Raw genomic sequence first — 18,421 nt, 5'->3', positions numbered from 1 at the left:
AACCCCGCGTTTCCGCGTGATTCCGGCCTTATTGGTCGGGCTGACAGGATTTGAACCTGCGACCCCTTGACCCCCAGTCAAGTGCGCTACCAAGCTGCGCTACAGCCCGCTGGTTCCACCGTTCTCCGCCCAGGTTTTCCTCCGAAGAGTCCAACCTAAGCAGTCCGGCCGAACCACCTCCAAAAGCTTACACGAAGTTGGAGGTTGCCAACGCCATCAGAGCCAAAGTCGGCTGTGATGCCCGTCTCATTTAGCGCTTCTTGCCGCGCTTCTCACGAACGCGCATGTTGACCTCGATGGGCGTGCCTTCGAAGCCGAACGTTTCGCGCAAGCGGCGGGTGATGAACCGGCGGTATCCGGGATCCAGGAAGCCGGTGGTGAACAGCACGAATTTCGGCGGGCGGCTGGATGCCTGGGTGCCAAAGAGGATACGTGGTTGCTTGCCACCGCGAACCGGGTGCGGGTGAGCAGCAACCAATTCACCTAGGAAGGCATTCAGGCGGCCAGTGGGGATACGGCGGTCCCAGCTTTCCAGCGCCGTATCCAAGGCAGGAACCAGGCGGTCCTTGTGCCAACCGGTCTTCGCGGAAATGTTCACTCGCGGAGCCCACTCAACGTGGGCCAGGTCCTGCTCAATTTCACGCTCGAGGTAGCGGCGGCGTTCGTCGTCCAGCAGGTCCCATTTGTTGAACGCGAGCACCAGGGCACGGCCGGATTCAATAGCCAACTGCAGAATGCGGACATCCTGTTCGCTGAGGACCTCGTCCACGGCGAGGAGCACGACGGCGACCTCCGCCTTTTCGAGCGCGGCCTGCGTACGCAGTGACGCGTAGAAATCGGCGCCCTGTGCCATGTGCTGACGACGGCGGATACCTGCGGTATCCACGAAGCGCCACGTGCGGCCGCCGAGCTCAATGAACTCGTCCACGGGGTCCCGCGTGGTGCCAGCCAGGGGATCAACCACCACGCGCTCGGAACCTGCCAACTTGTTCAGCAGCGAGGACTTTCCTACGTTCGGACGGCCGATCAGGGCGATGCGGCGCGGTCCACCGGAACGCTCCACGCCCTCCACCAGGGAATACTCGGGCAGGGTGTCCATAACGTGGTCCAGGAGGTCGGCTACGCCGCGGCCGTGGAGGGCGGACACCGGGTAAGGCTGGCCGAAACCAAGGCCCCACAATGCTGCGGAGTCAGCTTCCTGTGCGAAGTCATCCACCTTGTTGGCCACCATGATGACCGGCTTCTTGCTCTTGCGCAGCATCTTCATGACGCCTTCATCCGTTGCAGTCGCGCCAACGGCGGAGTCCACGACGAAGAGAACAGCGTCGGCAAGCTCAACGGCCATCTCGGCCTGCTCGGCTACACGGGCGTGGATGCCCTTGGCATCGTGTTCCCATCCGCCGGTGTCTACCAACGTGAAGTTGCGGCCGTTCCAACGTGCGGAGTACATAACGCGGTCGCGCGTAACACCCGGGGTGTCCTCAACAACAGCTTCACGGCGTCCCAGGATGCGGTTGACCAAGGTTGACTTGCCCACGTTGGGACGGCCAATGATGGCAAGCACCGGATCCAGCTTGAGGGGACCTTCGTCGCCTTCGTCGTCGTAATCGCCGCTAAGCAGAGCAGCGTCGTCTTCGTCGAGGTCGTAATCATCCAGGCCCGCCCGGAGGGTGGCCGCACGGAGTTCGGCCTCTTCATCGTCCAGGGCAGCCAGGTTCTCAGCCACCTGGTCGGTGCCGGTGGGCGTGTATTCGTCGTCGCCGGCTCCGTGGAGGCCGGATTTTTGAGTCGTATCGCTCATTGCACGTTCCTTAATGGTGGTCTGCCGGCGTCCCGGCTACTTCTGTTTGGCGGTGCTGCTGTGTGGATGGTCCGGACGGAGGTTCCTGGGGAAGGCCCTGCCCTGTGGTCCTGACTGCATCCTGGACGTGTCCGGCCAGTGCATCGCGGATTGCCGCAGCCGCCCTGTCCATTGAAACACGCCCCGGTTCGCCCTTCCGGCGCTGCACCGTGAGGGGTTCGCCGAAGCTGACATACAGCGTACGGCGGGGTTTGGGTATGTGGTCGCGGTGCTCATCGCCTTGGCGGGTTCCAAGGATCGCGACGGGGATCACGGTGGCCCCGGAATTAAGAGCCAGCCAGGCGACACCATTGCTGATGCTGTCAGCGGAGCCGCTCCCCCGGGTACCTTCGGGCAGGATCCCAACGCAACGGCCGGCGTCGAGCAACTGCTTGCCCACGTGCAGTGCGCTGCGGTCTCCGCTTCGGTCCACGGGAATCTGCCCTGATCCCTTGAGGACGCGCCCCAGGAATCCACGGAACATCTCTTTCTTGACCAGGATGTGCATGGGACGCGGCGAAGCGCCGAACATCACGGGACCGTCCAGGAAGCTGATGTGGTTGCCCGCAAAGATCACTGGACCGGCGGCGGGTATGTTGCTCTTGCCCGACACGACCGTCCGATAGATGACGTGATCCAGGATCCAGCCAACGGGACGGCTCCATATGCGTGTCCACTTGGCTGGAAGGCCGAGCGCAAGAAACTGCTTATTAGTCGCCATAGATGACCTTGCTAACGATCGCCAGGGCCGTTTCCACTGTTTCCTCAAAGTCCAGGTCCGAGGAATCGAGCGTCACAACGCCGTCAGCCGCTTGGGTGAAGTTCACCACCGTGGAGTCCTTGGCATCGCGCTGGGTCACCTGGGCGGCAAGCTGTTCCTTGCTTTGCGTCCCGCCCAACTGGATACCACGACGCCGGAGCCTGGCCTCTTCGCTTGCGGTCAGGAGCATGCGGACCTCGGCGTTCGGGGCAACCACAGTGGTGATATCGCGCCCCTCCACCACCATCCGGTGATGGTGCTGGTCGATGAGCTGGCGCTGGCGGCGGATCAACTCCGTGCGGGCACCCAGAGTAGTAGCGACTGCGCTTACGGAGGACGAAATCAAAGGATCACGGATTTCATCGGTAATGTCCGTGCCGTCCACGGCCACATATTCGGTAGCGGTGCTGGTGCTGATTTCCAGGGGCATGACCTTGGAAGCCTGCTCCACCGCAGCGCCGTCCTGGAGGTCGAGTCCTGTTTTGAGGCAGTACCACGTGAGTGCGCGGTACATCGCACCGGTATCCAGGTACGCCAGCTTCAAGCGCCGGGCAACTTCCTTGCTGACGCTGGACTTGCCCGACCCCGAGGGGCCGTCGATCGCGATCACGAGCGGCTTGCCGGGGCGTGCGACTGTCTCCGGCCCAAAGAATTCACGCGTCATTACTGGAGTACCCGCCATCCACGGTCGGTCAAGGCTTCAACAAGGAGGTCGTGCTTGCTCGGCAGGACTGAGAGCTCCACCATGCCCACGTTCTGGCCCGATGAATGATCGAGCCGGAGGTCTTCGACGTTCACGCCGATCTCGCCAATTTCGGTCAGGAGCTGCGCGATCTGGCCGGGCTTGTCATCCACGAGGATCGTAAGCCAGGAATACGCTTGTGGAGGCCCACCGTGCTTGCCCGGAATCCGGGCCTGCCCCGCGTTGCCTTCACTGATGAGCTGGGCGAGATCCAAACGCGCTCCGGGTGCACCTGGCGCTTCCAAAGTCCCGATCAAGCGATTCAGGTCCTCACGAACGCCGTGCAGGATGGAAACAACCTTTTCCGCGTTGCCACCCAGTATCTGCACCCACAGGGTGGGATCACTGGCGGCGATGCGGGTGGTGTCCCGCAACCCGTTTCCCGCCAAGGACAGGGCATGCAGGGGTGTCCCCTGCAAGCGGCTCGCCAGAAGCGAAGACATGATTTGGGGCAGATGCGATACCAAAGCCACCGCTTCATCGTGCTCATCAGCAGTGAACTGGGAGACGATAGCCCCCAGGTCCCCTGCCAGCGAACGTGCCGTTTGCAGTGCGTCGGTGTCGGTTTCCTCCATTGGGCAAACCACCCACGGCATGGACGTGAAAAGCTCGCCCCTGGCTGCAACCGGCCCCGACTTTTCCCGGCCCGCCATCGGATGGGTCCCCACGTACCTGGCCAGATCCACGCCGCGCTCCCGCAATTGGGACTGGATCGTGGCCTTCACGCTGGCAATGTCAACGACGACGGCGGACGGGTAGTCTGCCAGGGCCTTCTCCACGACGTCTGCCGTCACGTCAGGCGGTGCAGCGACAACAACCAACTGAGGTTGCTCGTCAAGCTCAGCCAACGGCCGGCCAGCACCAATGTCCACCGCGACCGCCTGGTTAGTCGGCGAGGGGTCGAAAAGGAAAACGGGAACGCCACGTCCGCGCAGGCCAAGGCCAATGCTGGCTCCAAGCAGGCCTGTACCGAGAACGACGACCGGGCCATCGAGATGGCCCCGGCCGTGCGAGCGGAATGCCGACATGCCTTAGAGCCCCACAGATGCCAGTAGGTGACCGACTTCCTGCCTACCGAGGTTGCGGATGCTTCCTTGGCGCTGGTCTCCCAGGCCAATGGGACCGATCTTGACACGGACAAGACGCTCCACCGGGAAACCAACAGCATCGAACATACGGCGAACGATGCGGTTCTTGCCCGAGTGCAGGACAACCTCAATGAGGACGTGGCCAGGGGTGGAGTCAACAAGCCGGAAGGAATCCACAGTTGCCAAACCGTCTTCAAGCTCGACGCCGGACTTCAGCTGCGCGCCGACGCCTTGCGGGAAGGGTCCGCGCACCTGAACCAGGTAAGTCTTGGGCACCTCATACGAAGGGTGGGTCAGGCGGTTGGCGAGTTCGCCGTCGTTGGTCAACAACAGCAGGCCTTCAGTGGCGACATCCAAACGCCCGACGTGGAAGAGCCGTTCACCCTTGGCGTTCTTCAGGAAGTCGCTGATGCACGGCCGGCCCTCGGGGTCTTCCATGGTGGAAACAACGCCCTTGGGCTTGTTGAAGACCATGTAGACGAGGGTTTCGTCGAGCTGGATGCGGATACCGTCAACGTGGATCACGGCGGTTTTGGGGTCGACACGCATGCCAAGCTCGGTGGTGACCTGGCCATCGACCTCGACGCGGCCTTCGAGGATCATTTCCTCACACACGCGACGTGAAGCGACGCCGGCCTGCGCCATGACTTTCTGCAGGCGCACGCCATCGACATCATGGAGGTCCGACTGCGGGACTTCCTGGCGTGGACCGCGGTTGCGGGCGGGCTTGCGGATGGGGCCCAGGTTCTGGCCGAAGCGTTCGCTGCCAAAGGCCTTGGAGCCGTATTGCTTGGCGGGCTTCGCCTTGGGCTTCAACGCACCAGGCGTTCCAGGAGCCTTGCCGAAGCCGGGCTTGTTGGAGCCTGGCTTACGGAAGGGCTTGGCAGGCTTGGAGGCCTGACGAGCGTCGTAGCTGCCAGCAGTTGTGGGGTTGTCCGGATCGAAGGGAGCCGCTTCCCGAGGCTTGGCAGCCTTGAAGGGACGGCCTTCGCCCTGGTTGAAATTGCGCTTTCCAGCGCCGGCGCTTCCGCCGCGGCCGGAGAAGCCGCCGGCGTTGGAGCGGCCTGTGCCGCCCCTTGCCTCATTGCGTCCAGAACTGTTGCGTCCCGAACCGTTACGTGGTGAACCCTGGCGTCCCGCCTGTGTCATGACCCGTCCTTGTTAGTAATAGCCGGCATTCGGTGCTGCAATCAACACTAGCCAGCCGGGCAGACATCGTCTGCCCCTTGTTGCCGTGGCACCGTGCAGCGGTGCCGTGAATCAGTATGTAGTTCTCGTGCGTTGCCGGCTTACATCCGGCTGGCGTCGTAGTACTCGTCGATCCCTTCCAAACCCGGAAGGTGCGGCGAGAGCTGGGGCAGTTCTGCCACCGAGCCGATTCCCATCCGTTCCAGGAAGTATGAGGTTGTCCTGTACAGCACAGCCCCTGATTCGGGATCGTTCCCGGAGTCTTCGATCAGACCACGCTGGGTTAGGGTCCGGACCACAGAATCGACGTTGACGCCTCGAATTGCAGAAACCCGGGCCCTGGAGACCGGTTGCCTGTAGGCGATGACCGCCAAGGTTTCAAGCGCTGCCTGAGTGAGCCTGGTGGTCTGCCCCTCGAGGACGAACCTGCCCACGATGTCCGCAAAATCAGACCGTGAATAGATCCGCCACCCACCAGCGACGTTCCGCAATTCAAAACCCCGGGGGGCAGAGCTGGCAACGGCAAAGCCGACAGCATCCACGTCCGGGGCTTTAACAGTATAGCCGCTATACTCCCGCTGCAGGTCCTGCAGCAAATCCTCGACGACGGCGACCGTTACGTTCAAGCCCGCAGCCAACTCCTCCGAGGTGGCCGGCTCGTCGATGACCATGAGCACAGCTTCCAACGCTGCGCGTGCCCCGCCGGGCAAAGTTTCAAGCTCAGCAAGGCCGGCTTCGGCCATGTCCTGCTCAGTCACTCGCTGTCCCTTCGCTCGTTTCCTCGTACTCTTCGCTCAGGTTCGAACTGTCCCATTCGGCGACGTCTCCGCTCCACCTAACGGTCAGCTCTGCCAAGGGACCTGCCTGTTCGAAGGCCACAACCCTGTCCCGGAACATCTCCAGCAAGGCCAGGAACCGGGCCACGACAACGAGGGTTGTCTCGGCGTCCGCTATCAACGCGCGGAAGGAAAGCGGGGCTCCACGTTGAAGCCGGTATCCGATGATCTCTGCCTGCTCCTTGACGCTGACCGGTGGCGCGTGGAGGTGGTCCAATCCCACCTCTGCAGGCGCCGCGTCTTTCGGTTTCAGCGCCTTGGCGGCAAGCTCCGCAAATTGTTGGGGGGTGTGCCGCCACACGAGTTCCGGCAGCAGCGCCGCGAAATGGCCTTCCAGAGCCACCTGGCGCGGGTATCTCCGGTCTTCTTGTTCGAGCGTTTCACTGATGAGACCTGCTACCTGCTTGAACGCCTTGTACTGGAGCAAGCGGGCGAACAGCAGATCCCGGGCTTCCAGGAGCGCAATATCTTCCTCATCCTCTACTTCGCCAGCGGGAAGGAGCCGGGCAGCTTTCAGGTCCAGGAGCGTGGCGGCAATCACCAGGAATTCGCTCGCCTCGTCCAACGCCCAGTCTTCCCCCAGTTCCTGGAGGCGGCGGATGTACTTGATGAACTCATCGGTGACCGTGGCCAGCGCCACCTCGGTGATATCCAGCTTGTGCTTGGATATCAGGCCCAGCAAGAGGTCGAAAGGCCCCGTGAAGTTTGCGAGCCGAACCTCAAATCCCGCCTTACGGGCGTCGGAAGCGCCGGCGTCGGGTGTTTTTTCCGGACTTTCCGCCTCGGCGAGTGACCGTCCCACGTGTTCGCTACGGCGCGCCGCCGCGCGAGATAAGTTCCTTTGCGAGGCGGCGGTAGGCGTCTGCACCGATGTGGTTGCCGGCATAGCTCGTAATAGGCTCAGCGGCGACGGTTGCGTCCGCGAACTTGATGGAACGCTTGATGACGGTCTCGAAAACTTTGTCGCCGAACGCCTCCACGAGGCGCGAGATAACTTCGCGGCTGTGCAGGGTGCGGGCGTCGTACATGGTGGCGAGGACCCCGTCCACCTGCAAGCGCGGATTCAAACGGTCCTGCACTTTCTCGATGGTTTCCACGAGGAGCGCTACTGCGCGAAGTGCGAAGAACTCGCAGATCAACGGAATGATGACGCCGTGGGCGGCTGTCAGCGCGTTGACCGTCAGCAGGCCCAGCGATGGCTGGCAGTCGATCAGCACGACGTCGTAGTCATCTTCAACCCTCTTGAGCGCGCGGTCCAGGACTTGCTCGCGCGCCACTTCGTTGACCAGTTGAACTTCAGCCGCGGAGAGATCGATGTTTGCGGGCAGAAGGTCCACGCCTTCCACTCCGGTCTGCTGAATGGCATCGCGGATGTCCACTTTGCGGTCCATGAGGACGTTGTAGACGGTGAGGTCGAGTTCGTGCGGATTGGCGCCGAGCCCGGCAGATAGGGCACCCTGTGGGTCAAAGTCCACCAGGAGCACACGCCGGCCGTATTCCGCGAGCGCCGCCGCAAGGTTGATGGTGGACGTGGTTTTGCCCACGCCGCCCTTCTGGTTAACCATGGCAATGACCCTTGCAGGGCCGTGGGAGGCAAGCGGAGCGGGTTCCGGAAAGTCGCGGTGAGGACGGCCAGTGGGCCCCATGATGGCGTCTTCCAGATCGAGCTCGGTGTCTCCCAGCGTAGCTGTTCCCCGTTCGCTGCTCACGTATCTAACCACTCTTTCGACGACGATCTTCCCTGCCGCTGTTCCCCTGGGTACAGCGCTGCTACCCACCTAGGCTACAGCCCCCGACACGGCATTTCGGGGAACTTGACTTTCGCTGATCTTTGAGCCTTTACCCTCTAGTTGAGGTCGAAGGTTAGGAGCTTGGGCCTTGTTTCTTTGGCTTGCTCGGCGAACGGCAAAGGACCGACACCCTGCATGGGTGCCGGTCCTTGTTGCTTTGTATCGCGTGAAGCCGATCCTGCTAGATGGCTGCCTTGTGGCGGGTTGCAGGTTCCGGAACCGCCTCAGCCTCCGCGCCGTGGGCGATCATGGTCGTCTCGTCGAACGGTTCACTGCCGGAGAGGACACGCTCCACCTGGCCGTTGTCGATTTCCTTGACCCAAGTGCCGATCAGAACGGTGGCAACGGCGTTGCCGGTGAAGTTCGTCAGTGCACGGGCTTCTGACATGAAGCGGTCGATGCCAACGATCATGCCCACGCCGCCCAGGAGCTCGGGCTTGTGTGCCTGCAGGCCAGCGGCAAGCGTTGCAAGGCCGGCTCCGGTGACGCCTGCGGCGCCCTTGGAAGCAATGATCATGAACACCAGCAGCGAGATCTGGGCACCCAGGTCCAGCGGCGTACCCATGGCGTTGGCGACGAACAAGGAGGCCATGGTGAGGTAGATGGCCGTGCCGTCAAGGTTGAAGGAGTAGCCGGTGGGTACCGTCACGCCGACGACCGGCTTGGAGACACCGAGGTGTTCCATCTTGGCGATGAGGCGGGGCAGGGCTGCCTCGGAGGAGGACGTGGAGAAGATGAGGAGGTATTCCCGGGCCAGGTACTTCATCAGCTTGAAGATGTTGACGCCGGCCACCGCACGGAGCAGGGAGCCAAGGATGACCACGATGAACACGGCGCAGGTGATGTAGAACGCCAGCATCAGCGTGAACATGCTGAGGATTGCCTGGGCGCCAGTGGCACCAACGACGGCGGCGATCGCACCGAAAGCGCCGACTGGAGCCAGCCACATGATCATGATGAGGATCCGGAAGACAAGGCGCTGTCCGTGGCCGATTGCGGTGAGGATCGGGGTGCCCTGCTTACCCATCTTCTGGAGCGCGAAGCCCACAAGGATGGCTGCGAGGAGCGTGGGCAGGACGGGAATGTCGCTGGGGATGATGCCCATAAGGAAGTCCACGGTGCTGTCCGTGGCCGCTTTCTTGTTGGGATCGTACGGAGTCAGCTTCAGGCCTTCACCCGGGTGGATGAGGTTGCCGACAACGAGGCCGATAGCCAATGCGAAGGTCGACATGGCCACGAAGTAGCCGAGTGCGAGTCCGCCGACCTTTCCGACGGTGGCAGCTTTGGCGATGGAACCGATGCCAAGGACGATGGTGCAGAAGATGACCGGAGCGATCATCATCTTGATGAGCTTGATAAAGCCGTCCCCGAGCGGCTTCAGGGACTTTCCAACCTCAGGGAACAGCAGGCCGACCACAGCACCGAGCACTACGGCCAGGATGACCGCGATGTACAGGTAATGCGACTTGTCGAGCCCCCTGCGTCCACCGGTGGCGGCTACTGCCGACTCTCCTCGTTGAGAGGTCATGGGATTCTCCTTCTGGATACTGTGTAAGGCGCTGCGGTCCTGCACTTGTGTCCAATCCGCTGCCCTTGTGTGATATCCATCATTCAGCCACGGGTGACACACATCACCGTTGCGGTCATATTGGTCATGGGAGGCCTACTTGTTTCATCGCTGGAGCATCGCGCGCCGCTTGTTCGTGGCAAACCTGCTGTTCGTGCTGGTGCTGACGGCTGTCTTTGGTGCGTTCTCGGTACTGGAGGCGCGGGACAGGGCATACGAGGATGCGGGCAGCCGGATGCTTGCGATCGCAACGTCCATTGCCAACAACCCCCTCGTATTGCAGGCGGCGGCAACTTCTGATCCGTCGGCAATATTGCAGCCCTATGCGCTGGAGGTCATGAAGGACGCCGACGCGGATTTCATCACCATCATGGCTCCCGACCGGACCCGATGGACCCATCCACGTCCCGAAGAGCTGGGCAAGCCCTATATCGGCACGATCGAGCCTGCCCTTCGAGGTGAGACTTTTACTGAAGTCACTGCCGGCACATTGGGGCCCTCCGTCCGGACCATCGTGCCTGTGAAGGACTCCGGTGGAACCGTCAAGGCCTTGGTGGCTGCAGGCATCACCGTAAGAACAGTGGATACCGATGTCGCCGAAAGGCTGGGAGTGATTGGCGGCATCGCGCTGGTGGTGTTGTTCTTTGGCTCCATAGCCTCCTGGCTGCTCGGACGTTACCTGCGATCCGTGACGCGGGGCTGGGGTCCGGAACAGCTCGCGCAGCTCTTCGCCTACTACGAATCAGTCCTGCACTCCGTCCGGGAAGGCGTGATCCTGATCGATACCCGGGGAAAAGCCGTGATGTACAACGATCAAGCCGCGGAGTTGCTGGGGCTGGAACCTTCCGAGGCCGACCGCTCCCCCGAAGATGCTCCCAAGCTGTCCGACCTCCCCTTCGACGGCAGCCTGCGAGCGCTTTTCGAATCCGGCAGGCCGGCCCACGACGAAATCCATTTGACTGGCTCACGGATCCTGGTGGTAAACCAAGCCCCTGCCGTGGGCCCGGTTCCTGCCCGCAGCCGGCAAAAGCCATCGGTCTATGGCACCGTGGCCACCATTCGTGACCGCACCGAGATTGAGTCCTTGGGAACCGAGCTGGAAACAATGAAGACTCTCTCGGATGCGTTGCGGGCCCAGACCCATGAACACGCCAATCGCCTCCACATGATTGTTTCCCTTCTTGAGTTGGGCCGCACGCCGCAGGCGCTGGAGTTCGCCACGAAGGACCTGGAGCTCAGCCAGCAGCTCACGGACGACATGCTTGCTTCGGTGGATGAACCGGTGATGAGTGCTTTGGTGATGGGCAAGGCCGCCGAAGCGCATGAGCGCGGAGTCGAACTGGTGGTTCGGACATCGGGGAGTTCGGGTGTCCGTGGTCTGGAAATCCAGGACCTCGTGACGATTCTGGGAAACCTCCTGGACAATGCCATTGATGCAGCGGCGTCCGGTGAGATGCCCCGAAAGGTGGAACTGGACGTCGAAGCCGGTGCTGCTGCTGTCGAATTCACCGTTCGGGATTCGGGACCCGGCATTGATCCTGAATCGATTGATGACGTGTTGCAGTACGGGTACAGCACCAAGTCGTCCCAAGACGATCCCCGCGGAGCCCATGGCCGCGGGGTTGGCCTTGCCCTGGTGCGGCAGGCTGTCCAGCGGCTGAACGGTACTATGACCATCAGCAATCCAGGCGGCGCCCAGTTCCATGTTGTGCTGCCCGCACCCATTCCCGAGGAAGAGAAGGCATGACAGACATCCGCGTCCTGGTGGTCGAGGACGAGCCCATCGCCTCGGACGCCCACTCCATTTACGTGGGCAGGCTCCCAGGGTTCACGCTGGTGGGAACGGCTCCGGATGGTCAGTCTGCACTGCGCATCCTTGGCGAATTCGCTGCCTCCGGCTCGCCCGTGGACCTGGTCCTGCTTGATATGAACCTGCCGGACCTCCATGGGCTGGATGTTGCCCGACGCATGCGCTCGGCGGGAGTCTTCGCCGACATTATTGCCATCACAGCCGTCCGTGAACTGAACATCGTGCGCAGCGCCGTTTCCATCGGCGTCGTGCAGTATTTGATCAAGCCATTCACTTACTCAACCTTTGCCGACAAGCTGAACAGCTACCGCACTTTCCGTGACCAATTGGCGGGCTCGGTGTCCGGCATCTCCAAGGCCGGTGCTTCGCAGAACGATGTGGACCAGGCCTTCGCGAGTCTTCGGGCACCAACGGAACTACCACTGCCGAAGGGTCTGTCGGGTTCCACACTGGAGTCGGTAAAGGATTTTGTCCGCGCCCGGCAACAAGCGGTATCCGCGAGTGAAGTCATGGATGCCTTGGGAATGTCGCGGGTCACGGCCCGCCGGTACCTTGAATACCTGGCCGACGCCGGGACGGTTACCAGGGCGCCGCGGTACGGAACACCAGGCCGTCCGGAGAACGAGTACGGCTGGAACCGGGGCTAGCCTTCTGCCGTAGGAACGGCTCCCGCAGTAAGCTGGAGCCGAACCCGTGGAGAGCCCATGTCCCAACAGCTGCAGCAACTTTCCGAGGCCCGCGAAGCCTTTGCCCGTGGGGAATGGGACGTGGCACGCCGAAGTCTGGAACGTGCAGCCGCGGACGCTCCCCTCAGCTGGCCGGACCTTGAGATCCTGTCCCGTTCCGTCTGGTGGCTGGGAGACGTTCAACGCTCCATGTCCCTCTCAGAGGAGATCTTCCATCGCTTGGATGACGAACACCAGACGCAGGCCGCGGCCCGGACGGCACTGACGCTGTCCATGCAGTGGGGCATACGCGGCAACCTCGCAGTTTCTTCGGCGTGGCTCAATCGTGCGCGCCGGCTGCTGGAGAATATGCCCGAGGTGCCCGAACACGGCTACTTGCTCTATCTGGAGGCCAATGACGCAATGAACCTGGAAGGCGATCCGGTCCCGGCCCTCGCCGCCTCGGTTTCCCTCAAGGAGATGACCCGGAGGCACGATTCACCCGAATTGGCCAGCTTTGGGTACATGTTGTCCGGCTTGGCGGCGGTTCGGACAGGACAGTCCGCGCGAGGATTCCAGGACTTGGACGAGGCCATGCTGCCTGTGATGGCGGGGCAGGTTCCGGCAGAGTGGGGCGGAGACATTTACTGCTCCATCATCCACCTCTGCTACGAGATGGCTGACTTTGCCCGGATGCGCGCGTGGACTGACGCGCTGGCCACGTGGTGCGCCGGACTTTCCCAATCCTTCATGTACAGCGGGATATCGCGCGTTCACGAACTTCAATTGCTCGGCACTGAGGGCAATTGGGGACAGGTTGAGGCTGAGATGCCCCACGAAGCCGAACGCCTCCGCAACGCTCACGGCTGGATCGCTGCCGACGGCTACTGTGAACTGGGTGAGATCCGTCGGCGCCGGGGCGACGTGGCCGGCGCAGAGTCCGCCTTTGCCCTGGCCCGCGGGCTCGGGCTGGATGCGCAACCAGGCCGTGCCCTGCTACTTGCCGATGCCGGAAAGACAGACGCCGCCATAGAGGCGCTTCGGGCTGCCTTGGCGGACCGCGGAACACTGGGGAGGGCCAGCCTTCTATTGCCCCTGGTGGAACTGCTGGCTCCCCGGGATCCCGGCGCGGCTGCCACCCATTGCCTGGAGCTCGAACAGACCGCTTCTTTCTACGGGACCCCCGGTTTCCTGGCCTGGGCGCACCATGCGCGTGGTGCCGTGCTGATGGAGGAGCGGCGTTGGCCTGAGGCGATCAATGAGCTGGAATCCGCAGCACAGACCTACCGCTCCCAACACATGCGCTACGAACTGGCACGGATCCACGAACGCCTGGCAACTGTCCGGGGTGCCCTGGGTGAAACCGGCCGCGCAGAGGCCGAGCGCGCCACCGCGGCCGCCATCCGGAACCAGCTCGGCGCCAAGCACATTTCCTGGACCCGGCCTGCCCAAGAGCCCGGCGGCCTGACGTCCCGGGAAGTGGAAGTACTGGGCTGCGTCCTGGCTGGTTCCAGCAACCGGCAAATTGCCAAGTCGCTGACTATTTCAGAAAAAACAGCCGGACGTCATTTGGCCAACATCTTCACCAAGATCGGCGTAACTTCCAGGACGGCCGCCGCCGCTTGGGCGCACCAGCACGGGATCTCCGAGCGGCCTGGAGCGTAAGCTGGCGTTCGCTCGGGTCCTGCATGGTTCGACCCACGCCCGCCGAAAAAATGCAGAAAATGCCCGAAGAAGCTCGTAGGGACACGAATCTACCGTGGGGATTGGGACAACAGGCCGGAGCCGCCGGCCCCCTGAAAACCAAGGAAATACCATGGAGACCACCCAGCCCGGGAAGTATGAAACGGCGACGATGCCCGGAATGTCACTTGAAGAAGCGAGGCAGGAAGCCACCGGCAGGCTGATTGACATCCTGAACAGCTCATCCATCGGACTGCTCATTGCCGTGGGCCATCAAACCGGCCTGTTTGAGACCCTTGCCTCGCTGCCCCCTGCGACAAGCCAACTTATAGCGGACGCTGCAGGAGCACATGAGCGTTACGTCCGCGAATGGTTGGGAGGGATGACGACCGCAGGGTTCGTGCACTTCGAACCCAGCGATTCAACGTACTACCTTCGTCCTGAATTTGTTCCGGTTCTCTGCGGGACCGGAACGGAAAACCTGGCCCGTACACTGCAGTATCTCCCCCTGATGGGTGAGGTGGCTCCCAAGATCGTCAAGGCGTTCCGGGACGGCGGTGGAACAAACTACGGTGACTACCCGCAGTTCCACCACATCATGGCCTCCGAAAGCGCTGCAGTGAATGACGCCTCGCTTTTGGACTCGATTCTCCCGTTGACTGGCTGCGAAGGTGCCTTGCAGGCAGGAATCGCCGTGGCGGATATTGGCTGCGGCGAAGGGCATGCAGTAAACCTACTGGCCAGCACTTTTCACCACAGCACTTTCACGGGATACGACTTCTCTGACGAGGCGCTGACTGTGGCGCGGGCCGAAGCGGCAGCATCGAAGCTTCCAAACGTCCAGTTCACGCTCAGGGACGTAACCCGGCTTGAGGCAGAAGGCCAGTACCACCTCGTAACAGCCTTTGACGCCATCCACGACCAAGCCCATCCTGCCCAGGTCTTGCGAAACATCTACAAGGCACTGAAGCCCGGAGGAACCTTCCTCATGGTGGACATCAACGCCTCCAGCAACCTGGAAAAGAACGCCGACCTGCCGTGGGCCTCCTTCCTCTACACCATCTCCACTTTCCATTGCATGGCCGTCTCCCTGGGGCAGGGCGGGGAAGGCTTGGGAACCGTGTGGGGCAAGGAACTGGCAGCGGCGATGATCCGTGAAGCTGGCTTCAGCAGCGTGGAAGTCAAGGAACTCGAGGAAGATCCGTTCAACGTTTACTACGTTGCCACCCGCTAGCAATGTATACATAAACAGACAGTTGTGTCCCTATTGCTGTAAATTGCCGGGTTTATGTATACACTAAAGTCATGCGCGCCAGTGATCGGGCCTACGCGGCTCTCCGTGAAGACATCATTGAGTGGCGCCTGCGGCCGGGAACGGTTCTGGCCGAAGTAGAACAGTCCGAACGGCTGGGTGTCTCCCGGACGCCGGTCCGGGAGGCGTTGGGCCGGCTCACCGCAGAAGGACTGACGACGGCGGCAGGTGGGCGCGGCGTCGTCGTTACCGATATTTCCCTGGACAGCATCGATGAATTGTTCGAGCTGCGCGAAACGCTGGAGGTCAGGGCAGCAGCTCTGGCTGCCCAGCGAGGAGAGCCGGGCGTTTTTGCCGAACTGCAGGCCCAACTCCTGAGGGCGCCGGATCTGCTCAGCGAGAAGGATCCTGCACGTCACGAGTATTACGCGTTGGTTGGCCGTCTGGATGAGGCTATCGACGCGGCGATCTCCAACTCCTACCTGGCCAATGCCATGCGGAGCCTTCGCGTCCACCTGGTCCGGGTGCGCCGGCTGGCCGCCGATGACGCCGCCAGGCTTCACGCCGCGGCCGCCGAGCATGCCGCCATCGCTGAAGCGATCGCCGCAGGCAACCCGCGGCTGGCCGAAGCCGCCACCACACTTCATCTGCACCGAAGCCTTACCCACGTCAAGGCCGCTCACGTGGCCCGCTAGAAACCCTCATTAGAAGGAGCACCATGGTCAAGAACAACCACGTCCGTGTTTACAAGTCCGAAGAGAACCTGCCCCGTGAGGAGCAGTTGGCCCACAAGATCGCTGTGGTCGCCGCCGACCCCGTAGAGGTCACCCCCGAGGTGACGGATATGGTGATCAACCGGATCATCGATAACGCCTCGGTGGCCATCGCGTCGTTGAACCGGGCACCGATCGTCGCAGCACGTGCCCAGGCATTGACGCATGGGCCGTCCGCGAACGGCAAGGGTTCTGCCGTGTTCGGTATCACGGAGCGGGTGTCCCCGGAGTGGGCTGCCTGGGCGAACGGCGTGGCGGTGCGTGAGCTGGATTACCACGACACGTTCCTGGCCGCGGATTACTCCCACCCCGGGGATAACATCCCGCCGATCCTGTCCGTCGCCCAGCACGTGGGTTCCAACGGCAAGGACCTTGTCCGGGCCATCGCTACCGGCTACGAGATCCAGGTGAACCTGGTCAAGGCCATCTGCCTGCACAAGCACAAGATCGACCACGTGGCCCACCTTGGCCCGTCCGCCGCGGCCGGCATCGGCACCCTGCTCGGCCTGGACGTGGAAACGATCTTCCAGTCCGTGGGCCAGGCCCTGCACACCACCACCGCCACCCGCCAGTCCCGCAAGGGCGAAATCTCCACCTGGAAAGCCCACGCCCCGGCGTTCGCGGGCAAGATGGCCGTCGAAGCCGCGGACCGGGCCATGCGCGGACAAACCTCCCCGGTGCCGATCTACGAAGGCGAAGACGGCGTGATCGCCTGGATGCTCGACGGACCGGACGCCTCCTACGAGGTTCCGCTACCGCTGCCCGGGGAAGCCAAGCGCGCGATCCTGGACACCTACACCAAGGAACACTCGGCCGAGTATCAAGCCCAGGCGTGGATCGACCTCGCCCGCAAGCTCCACAAGGAACACCCCGAAACCACCGACCCGGCGAACGTGGCCTCGGTGCTGATCAGGACCAGCCACCACACCCACTACGTGATCGGTTCCGGCGCGAACGACCCCCAGAAGTACTCCCCCACCGCGTCGCGGGAAACCCTGGACCATTCCATCCCGTACATCTTCACCGTCGCGTTGCAGGACGGCGCCTGGCACCACGTGGACTCTTACGCCCCAGAACGTGCCACCCGACCGGACACCGTGGACCTCTGGCAGAAGGTCACCACCGTGGAGGACCCGGAATGGACCCGCCGGTACCACTCCCTGGACATCGCCGAGAAGGCCTTCGGCGGTTCTGTGGAAATCACCCTCACGGACGGAACAGTGATCACCGACGAGATCGCCGTCGCCGACGCGCACCCGCTCGGTGCCCGGCCGTTCGCCCGCGAGCAATACATCAACAAGTTCCGCACCCTCGCGGCCGGACTCGTAGAGGAAGCCGAGATCGAACGGTTCCTCACCGCCGTCGGACGCGTCACCGAACTCGGCGAAGGCGAACTGGACCAGCTCAACATCACCGCAGCGCCCGGCGTGATCAACCTCGAAGCAGCTCCGAAGGGACTGTTCTAGATGCTGTACTCCACCACCACCCCCGAACAGAAACGACTCAAGCTCCGCGAGCTGCTGAACTCCGGCACCGTGCAGCAATTCCCGGGCGCGTTCAACCCGCTCTCGGCCCGGCTGATCGAGGAAAAGGGCTTCGCCGGGGTCTACATCTCCGGCGCGGTCCTGGCCAACGATCTGGGCCTGCCCGACATCGGTCTGACCACCCTCACCGAGGTCGCCACCCGCGCCGGGCAGATCGCCCGCATGACCGACCTGCCCTCCCTCGTGGACGCGGACACCGGCTTCGGTGAACCCATGAACGTGGCCCGCACCGTCCAGGAACTCGAAAACGCGGGCCTGGCCGGCTGCCACATCGAGGACCAGTTCAACCCCAAACGCTGCGGCCACCTCGACGGCAAAAACGTCGTGGACATCGACACCGCCACCAAACGCATCCGCGCCGCAGCAGACGCACGCCGGGACCCGAACTTCCTCATCATGGCCCGCACCGACATCCGCGCCGTCGAAGGAATCCAAGCAGCACAAGACCGTGCCCGCGCTTTGGTCGACGCCGGCGCCGACGCGATCTTCCCCGAAGCCATGGCTGATCTGAGCGAGTTCCAGGCCATCCGCGACGCTGTGGACGTGCCCATCCTGGCCAACATGACGGAATTCGGAAAGTCCGACCTCTTCACCGTGGACCAGCTCCAAGGCGTCGGGGTAAACATGGTCATCTACCCCGTCACCCTCCTCCGCATTGCCATGGGCGCTGCAGAGCGTACGCTGGAATCGATTAAGGCTGCGGGGACCCAAGAGGCACAAGTGGAAAACATGCTCACGCGTGCGCGCCTCTACGAACTCGTGGATTACGAGGCATACAACCAGTTCGATACCGGCGTTTTCAACTTCCAGGTTCCTGGCATCCGCTAGGTCCGGGAATCACCAAGGGGACAGCAGGCATTCCGGCAACCCGGGGCGCTTGCAC

General features: G+C 62.6%; 16 protein-coding genes and 1 tRNA gene. 7 read left to right on the top strand and 10 right to left on the bottom strand.

Going from position 1 to position 18,421, the window contains the following annotated elements; all coding sequences use genetic code 11:
* Positions 1 to 32: 32 nt before the first annotated feature.
* The 10 genes from LDN90_RS08035 to LDN90_RS07990 form a co-directional block, all read right to left on the bottom strand.
* Positions 33 to 109: transfer RNA gene (locus LDN90_RS08035), tRNA-Pro, on the bottom strand.
* A gap of 141 nt (positions 110 to 250) precedes the next feature.
* Entirely contained in the window at positions 251 to 1,801 is a 1,551-nt protein-coding gene (gene der, locus LDN90_RS08030; protein WP_223948609.1) for a ribosome biogenesis GTPase Der, read from the bottom strand.
* A gap of 10 nt (positions 1,802 to 1,811) precedes the next feature.
* Positions 1,812 to 2,561, bottom strand: coding sequence for a lysophospholipid acyltransferase family protein (locus LDN90_RS08025; protein WP_223948608.1), 750 nt, complete (start codon positions 2,559 to 2,561; stop codon positions 1,812 to 1,814).
* Positions 2,551 to 3,264 (bottom strand): (d)CMP kinase, encoded by a 714-nt coding sequence (cmk, locus tag LDN90_RS08020; protein WP_216922906.1) that lies wholly within the window; start codon positions 3,262 to 3,264, stop codon positions 2,551 to 2,553. Before cmk ends, LDN90_RS08025 begins: the two co-directional genes overlap by 11 nt.
* The gene (locus LDN90_RS08015) at positions 3,264 to 4,370 is read right to left on the bottom strand and encodes a prephenate dehydrogenase (protein WP_223948607.1); all 1,107 of its coding nucleotides are present in this window, start codon (positions 4,368 to 4,370) and stop codon (positions 3,264 to 3,266) included. The genes cmk and LDN90_RS08015 overlap by 1 nt, the downstream gene beginning before the upstream one ends.
* 3 nt (positions 4,371 to 4,373) lie before the next feature.
* Positions 4,374 to 5,579: a pseudouridine synthase gene (locus LDN90_RS08010; protein ID WP_216922904.1), complete on the bottom strand. Its 1,206-nt coding sequence runs from the start codon at positions 5,577 to 5,579 to the stop codon at positions 4,374 to 4,376.
* 140 nt (positions 5,580 to 5,719) lie between these two features.
* Complete coding sequence (locus LDN90_RS08005; protein WP_216923794.1) at positions 5,720 to 6,361, bottom strand: SMC-Scp complex subunit ScpB; 642 nt, start codon at positions 6,359 to 6,361, stop codon at positions 5,720 to 5,722.
* Between the two features lie 7 nt (positions 6,362 to 6,368).
* Entirely contained in the window at positions 6,369 to 7,256 is an 888-nt protein-coding gene (locus tag LDN90_RS08000) for a ScpA family protein (RefSeq protein ID WP_223948606.1), read from the bottom strand.
* A 7-nt stretch (positions 7,257 to 7,263) separates the two neighbouring features.
* On the bottom strand, positions 7,264 to 8,163 hold the full coding sequence (locus tag LDN90_RS07995; RefSeq protein ID WP_216922900.1) for an AAA family ATPase: 900 nt from the start codon (positions 8,161 to 8,163) through the stop codon (positions 7,264 to 7,266).
* A 262-nt stretch (positions 8,164 to 8,425) separates the two neighbouring features.
* The gene (locus LDN90_RS07990) at positions 8,426 to 9,772 is read right to left on the bottom strand and encodes a cation:dicarboxylase symporter family transporter (protein WP_223948605.1); all 1,347 of its coding nucleotides are present in this window, start codon (positions 9,770 to 9,772) and stop codon (positions 8,426 to 8,428) included.
* 139 nt (positions 9,773 to 9,911) lie between these two features.
* On the opposite strand from LDN90_RS07990, the gene LDN90_RS07985 reads away from it, so the two are divergent.
* The 7 genes from LDN90_RS07985 (at position 9,912) to prpB (ending at position 18,366) form a co-directional block, all read left to right on the top strand.
* A complete protein-coding gene (locus tag LDN90_RS07985; protein ID WP_223948604.1) occupies positions 9,912 to 11,558 on the top strand; it encodes a sensor histidine kinase in 1,647 nt (548 codons plus the stop codon).
* Entirely contained in the window at positions 11,555 to 12,268 is a 714-nt protein-coding gene (locus LDN90_RS07980; RefSeq protein ID WP_223948603.1) for a response regulator, read from the top strand. The genes LDN90_RS07985 and LDN90_RS07980 overlap by 4 nt, the downstream gene beginning before the upstream one ends.
* A gap of 57 nt (positions 12,269 to 12,325) precedes the next feature.
* On the top strand, positions 12,326 to 13,951 hold the full coding sequence (locus LDN90_RS07975; protein WP_216922892.1) for a helix-turn-helix transcriptional regulator: 1,626 nt from the start codon (positions 12,326 to 12,328) through the stop codon (positions 13,949 to 13,951).
* A gap of 151 nt (positions 13,952 to 14,102) precedes the next feature.
* Complete coding sequence (locus LDN90_RS07970) at positions 14,103 to 15,203, top strand: class I SAM-dependent methyltransferase (protein ID WP_223948602.1); 1,101 nt, start codon at positions 14,103 to 14,105, stop codon at positions 15,201 to 15,203.
* Positions 15,204 to 15,274: 71 nt separating this feature from the next.
* Positions 15,275 to 15,916 carry a GntR family transcriptional regulator gene (locus tag LDN90_RS07965; protein ID WP_216922889.1) on the top strand — a complete coding sequence of 214 codons (642 nt, stop codon included), beginning with the start codon at positions 15,275 to 15,277 and terminating at the stop codon, positions 15,914 to 15,916.
* Positions 15,917 to 15,939: 23 nt separating this feature from the next.
* On the top strand, positions 15,940 to 17,460 hold the full coding sequence (locus LDN90_RS07960; RefSeq protein WP_223948601.1) for an MmgE/PrpD family protein: 1,521 nt from the start codon (positions 15,940 to 15,942) through the stop codon (positions 17,458 to 17,460).
* Positions 17,461 to 18,366 carry a methylisocitrate lyase gene (prpB, locus tag LDN90_RS07955; RefSeq protein ID WP_223948600.1) on the top strand — a complete coding sequence of 302 codons (906 nt, stop codon included), beginning with the start codon at positions 17,461 to 17,463 and terminating at the stop codon, positions 18,364 to 18,366.
* Positions 18,367 to 18,421: the final 55 nt, after the last annotated feature.

This window comes from Arthrobacter sp. NtRootA1, assembly GCF_019976975.1.
Taxonomy (GTDB): domain Bacteria; phylum Actinomycetota; class Actinomycetes; order Actinomycetales; family Micrococcaceae; genus Arthrobacter; species Arthrobacter aromaticivorans.
Note: the sequence above shows the minus strand (reverse complement) of the source record. Positions and strands in the feature narration are given on the sequence as shown.

Coding starts and splice junctions, on each gene's coding strand:
- LDN90_RS07990 (WP_223948605.1), bottom strand. CDS start 9,772: ATGACCTCTCAACGAGGAGAGTCGGCAGTAGCCGCCACCGGTGGACGC.
- cmk (WP_216922906.1), bottom strand. CDS start 3,264: ATGACGCGTGAATTCTTTGGGCCGGAGACAGTCGCACGCCCCGGCAAG.
- LDN90_RS07975 (WP_216922892.1), top strand. CDS start 12,326: ATGTCCCAACAGCTGCAGCAACTTTCCGAGGCCCGCGAAGCCTTTGCC.
- LDN90_RS08010 (WP_216922904.1), bottom strand. CDS start 5,579: ATGACACAGGCGGGACGCCAGGGTTCACCACGTAACGGTTCGGGACGC.
- LDN90_RS07960 (WP_223948601.1), top strand. CDS start 15,940: ATGGTCAAGAACAACCACGTCCGTGTTTACAAGTCCGAAGAGAACCTG.
- der (WP_223948609.1), bottom strand. CDS start 1,801: ATGAGCGATACGACTCAAAAATCCGGCCTCCACGGAGCCGGCGACGAC.
- LDN90_RS07965 (WP_216922889.1), top strand. CDS start 15,275: ATGCGCGCCAGTGATCGGGCCTACGCGGCTCTCCGTGAAGACATCATT.
- LDN90_RS08005 (WP_216923794.1), bottom strand. CDS start 6,361: ATGGCCGAAGCCGGCCTTGCTGAGCTTGAAACTTTGCCCGGCGGGGCA.
- LDN90_RS08025 (WP_223948608.1), bottom strand. CDS start 2,561: ATGGCGACTAATAAGCAGTTTCTTGCGCTCGGCCTTCCAGCCAAGTGG.
- prpB (WP_223948600.1), top strand. CDS start 17,461: ATGCTGTACTCCACCACCACCCCCGAACAGAAACGACTCAAGCTCCGC.
- LDN90_RS08015 (WP_223948607.1), bottom strand. CDS start 4,370: ATGTCGGCATTCCGCTCGCACGGCCGGGGCCATCTCGATGGCCCGGTC.
- LDN90_RS07970 (WP_223948602.1), top strand. CDS start 14,103: ATGGAGACCACCCAGCCCGGGAAGTATGAAACGGCGACGATGCCCGGA.
- LDN90_RS07980 (WP_223948603.1), top strand. CDS start 11,555: ATGACAGACATCCGCGTCCTGGTGGTCGAGGACGAGCCCATCGCCTCG.